This is a genomic window from Kitasatospora sp. NPDC091257, assembly GCF_044757675.1.
GTDB lineage: Bacteria > Actinomycetota > Actinomycetes > Streptomycetales > Streptomycetaceae > Kitasatospora > Kitasatospora lactacystinica.
Map to the genome: position 1 here is coordinate 1 of NZ_JBIVVI010000852.1, position 4,090 is coordinate 4,090.

3 protein-coding genes are annotated in these 4,090 nt (G+C 71.2%); all 3 read left to right on the forward strand.

Going from position 1 to position 4,090, the window contains the following annotated elements; translation table 11 throughout:
- The first annotated feature begins 345 nt into the window (after positions 1–345).
- The 3 genes from ACIQOV_RS30825 (at position 346) to ACIQOV_RS30835 (ending at position 3,897) form a co-directional block, all read left to right on the forward strand.
- Positions 346–1,140 (forward strand): isoprenyl transferase, encoded by a 795-nt coding sequence (locus tag ACIQOV_RS30825; RefSeq protein ID WP_181970663.1) that lies wholly within the window; start codon positions 346–348, stop codon positions 1,138–1,140.
- Between the two features lie 238 nt (positions 1,141–1,378).
- Positions 1,379–2,710, forward strand: coding sequence for a PhoH family protein (locus ACIQOV_RS30830; protein WP_359899497.1), 1,332 nt, complete (start codon positions 1,379–1,381; stop codon positions 2,708–2,710).
- A gap of 428 nt (positions 2,711–3,138) precedes the next feature.
- A complete protein-coding gene (locus ACIQOV_RS30835; RefSeq protein ID WP_401053911.1) occupies positions 3,139–3,897 on the forward strand; it encodes a transglycosylase SLT domain-containing protein in 759 nt (252 codons plus the stop codon).
- The last annotated feature ends 193 nt before the right edge of the window (positions 3,898–4,090 follow it).

A 4,090-nucleotide genomic window follows, 5' to 3' on the forward strand; every position in this document is an offset into this window, starting at 1 on the left:
CGTGTGGGGGAGGGGAGGTCCGAAGTGAGCCTGCGGGGCGGAGCCGGAGGATCGTTCCGTCCCGGATCAAAAGCTGGACTAGACCATTGCTGGTCGTCAAGCATCGGAAGAACGGCTTACGGTTCCGTTAAGGATTCGGAGACCGTTCCGTGTCCGCGCCCCGGGAGCCCCGCAGCGGCCCCGCGGCCCGCCCGGACGACCCCCGACACGCCCGTCGGGACAGACTTCGTACAGGACCGTGACCAGACCGCTACCTGCGGCTTTACTGTGCACCTGCGCGCCGGAGTAGGCTGCGCCCGGGGCGGAGACGCACCAGTTGCAACGAGCACGGAGGGGCCGGGAAAGATGGGTCTGCGCGATGTCGCCGAACGGACGCCGGGGCTGCGCACCCTGCTCGGCGGGATGTACGGGCTCTACGGTCGACGGGTCGAGGTCCACCTCGCGAGCACCCCGCGCCACATCGGCGTGATCCTGGACGGCAACCGCCGCTGGGCCAAGGCGGCCGGCGGCTCCACCGCGTACGGCCACCAGCGCGGCGCCGACAAGATCAGCGAGTTCCTCGGCTGGTGCGACGAGACCCACGTCAAGGTCGTCACCCTCTGGATGCTCTCCACCGACAACCTGGACCGCCCGGCCGACGAGCTCGTCCCGCTGCTCGGCATCATCGAGGACGCCGTCACCGGCCTGGCCGCCGCCCGCCGCTGGCGGGTCAACCCGGTCGGCGCGCTGGACCTGCTGCCGCAGCACACCGCCGACGTGCTCAAGCGGGCCGCCGACCAGACCGCCGACATCGACGGCATAACGGTCAACGTCGCGGTCGGCTACGGCGGTCGGCACGAGATCGCCGACGCCGTCCGCTCGCTGCTCCAGGAGCAGGCCGGGCGCGGCACCTCGATCGAGGAGCTGGCGGAGGTCCTGACCGTCGAGCACATCGCCGAGCACCTGTACACCCGCAACCAGCCCGACCCGGACCTGATCATCCGCACCTCGGGCGAGCAGCGGCTGTCCGGCTTCCTGCTCTGGCAGAGCGCGCACAGCGAGTTCTACTTCTGCGAGGCGTACTGGCCGGCCTTCCGCAAGGTCGACTTCCTGCGTGCGCTGCGCGCGTACGAGCAGCGCCACCGGCGGCTGGGGCTGTAACCCCGGCACGGCGGCCCCGGCCACCGGCCCGTCCGGAGGAAATGACCGCCGTAGGCCTGGCCTACCCGGTGCCGGCGCGAGGCCAAACGTTCACCGGCAATGATCCGTCAGTTCTCCAGGGGCGCGAATGCACCGCTCCCCGCCTGGGAATACTCCAGTCAGTCCGGTCCCGAGGCCACCGGGGCAGCGGGGGCCGGCATGCCGCGGATGACGCAGGGTCATCCGCTCTGGAGGCCTAGTGGTCAGTTCGAAGAGCCGCCGGACACCAGACCGGCGCACGTACGTTCTCGACACGAGCGTGCTCCTGGCGGACCCGCTCGCCATGACCCGCTTCGAGGAGCACGAGGTCGTCCTCCCGGTGGTGGTCGTCACCGAGCTGGAGGCCAAGCGACACCACCCGGAGCTGGGCTACTTCGCCCGCCAGGCACTGCGGCTGCTCGACGACTACCGGATCCGTCACGGCCGGCTCGACGAGCCGATCCCGGTCGGCGAGCTCGGCGGCACCATCCGGGTCGAGCTCAACCACTCCGACGTGTCGATACTGCCGGCCGGCTACCGGGCCGGCGGTGAGGCGGACACCCGGATCCTCGCGGTCGCCCGCAACCTCCAGGCCGAGGGCTACGACGTGACCGTCGTGTCCAAGGACCTGCCGCTGCGGATCAAGGCCAGCTCGGTGGGCCTGCTCGCCGAGGAGTACCGGGCCGAGCTGGCGATCACCTCGGGCTGGACGGGCATGTCCGAGCTGCACGTCCCGGCCGACCAGGTGGACGCGCTGTTCTCGGCCGGCCACGACGCGGGGGTGGACGTCGACGGCGCCACCGAGCTGCCCGTCCACACCGGACTGGTGCTGACCTCGGAGCGCGGCCGGGCGCTCGGCCGGGTCACCGGCGACGGCCGGGTGCGGCTGGTGCGCGGGGAGCGCGAGGCGTTCGGGCTGCGCGGGCGCAGCGCCGAGCAGCGGGTGGCGCTGGACCTGCTGCTCGACCCGGAGATCGGGATCGTGTCGATGGGCGGCCGGGCCGGCACCGGGAAGTCGGCGCTGGCGCTGTGCGCGGGGCTGGAAGCGGTGCTGGAGCGGAGGCAGCACCGCAAGGTGATGGTCTTCCGGCCGCTGTACGCGGTCGGCGGCCAGGAGTTGGGCTACCTGCCCGGTTCCGAGGCGGAGAAGATGGGCCCCTGGGCGCAGGCGGTCTTCGACACCCTCTCCGCCGTCACCACCCCGGACGTGATCGAGGAGGTCATCTCCCGCGGGATGCTGGAGGTGCTGCCGCTGACCCACATCCGGGGGCGCTCGCTGCACGACGCCTTCGTGATCGTGGACGAGGCGCAGTCGCTGGAGCGGAACGTCCTGCTGACGGTGCTGTCCCGGATCGGCCAGGGCTCGCGGGTGGTGCTCACCCACGACGTGGCGCAGCGGGACAACCTCCGGGTGGGCCGCTACGACGGCGTGGTGGCGGTGGTGGAGAAGCTGAAGGGTCATCCGCTCTTCGCCCACATCACGCTCACCCGCTCGGAGCGTTCGCCGATCGCGGCGCTGGTCACGGAGATGCTGGAGGACATCCACCCGTGATCCGCCCCTGATCGGGGCATAGTGGGACAATATGGTCAACTCATGACCCGGAGCCCGCTCCTGATGGAGCGGGCTCCGCCCGTTTCATCACATCGAGTGCTTTCCGTCCGGGAAACCGCCGTACGGTGAATGTGACATGCGCCACGCGAAGGGGAATTGCGTCGACCGTGCCCGGTGCGGCATGGTGAGGGTTCTGTCAGGCCCCGCGTACGGCGCGGCAGGGCTTCCGGACTCCGGGAGTCAGGCCCGGGAAGGTTCGCCAACTCCGGTCGGTGGACACACAATTGAACACCGTTGAGCCGTACGCCGCCCGATTTCAACGCCCGGTCACCTCGGCCGGACGCCGGGCCAGCACCTCCCGTGACCAGAGCACTGTGCGGAGGTCCGTGCCAAGGGGCATGTTGCGCCCGTACGGTCACGCGTGGGCGATGCTGGAAGGAAACCATGTGACTCGGATCTCGGTCCGGGGAGTTGCTGTGGCCTCCGCCACCGCCGTCACCGCTGTCGGTGCCGTCGTGGGTATGGCCTCGGGCAGCGAGGGCAAGACCATGCAGACGGTCGACGTCGCCGGCGCGACCCTGCTTGCCGAAGTCCCCTCTGGCGCCCAGGCGCAGACCATCAGTGACAACATCGGCCAGCAGGCATCCGCCCAGCAGGCCTCCGCCGACGCCGCCGCCAAGGCCGCCGCGGAGCAGAAGGCCGCCGAGGAGGCCGCGCGCCAGCAGGCCGCCGCGGACGCCCAGGCGAAGGCCGATGCCCAGGCCAAGGCCGACGCGGAGAAGGCCGCCAAGGCCGCGGACGACAAGCGCAAGGCCGACGAGGCCGCCGCGAACCGGTCCAAGTCCCGTTCCGCGATGACCGCGGTCGAGGACAGCGCTCCGCCCGTCTCGGTCAGCCCCGGCTCGGTCCAGGACCTGGCCCGGCAGATCGTCGGCAACGACACGCAGTTCCAGTGCTTCAGCCAGATCGTGAAGCGCGAGAGCGGCTGGGACTACACCGCGACCAACAAGAGCTCCGGCGCGTACGGTCTGGTCCAGGCGCTGCCCGGCACCAAGATGGCCTCGGCCGGTGCCGACTGGCGCACCAACCCGGCCACCCAGATCAAGTGGGGCGTCGGCTACATGAACTCCCGCTACGGCAGCCCCTGTGGCGCGTGGTCGTTCTGGCAGGCCCACAACTGGTACTAGGACCGGCTGCCGCCCCGGCGGCGCGGTTCCCGCGGCCCCCGGCCGTTCGCCCTCCCCGGGCGAGCGGCCGGGGGCCGCGGCGTTCTCGGGCACGGCTGTCGCGCGGGCGTCGGCCCAAGGGGTGCGGGGTGCGGGGCGCGAGCCCAGATCGGCAGAGCGTCGTGGAGGGCCAGAGGGTTCGGAGGCGTGTAGA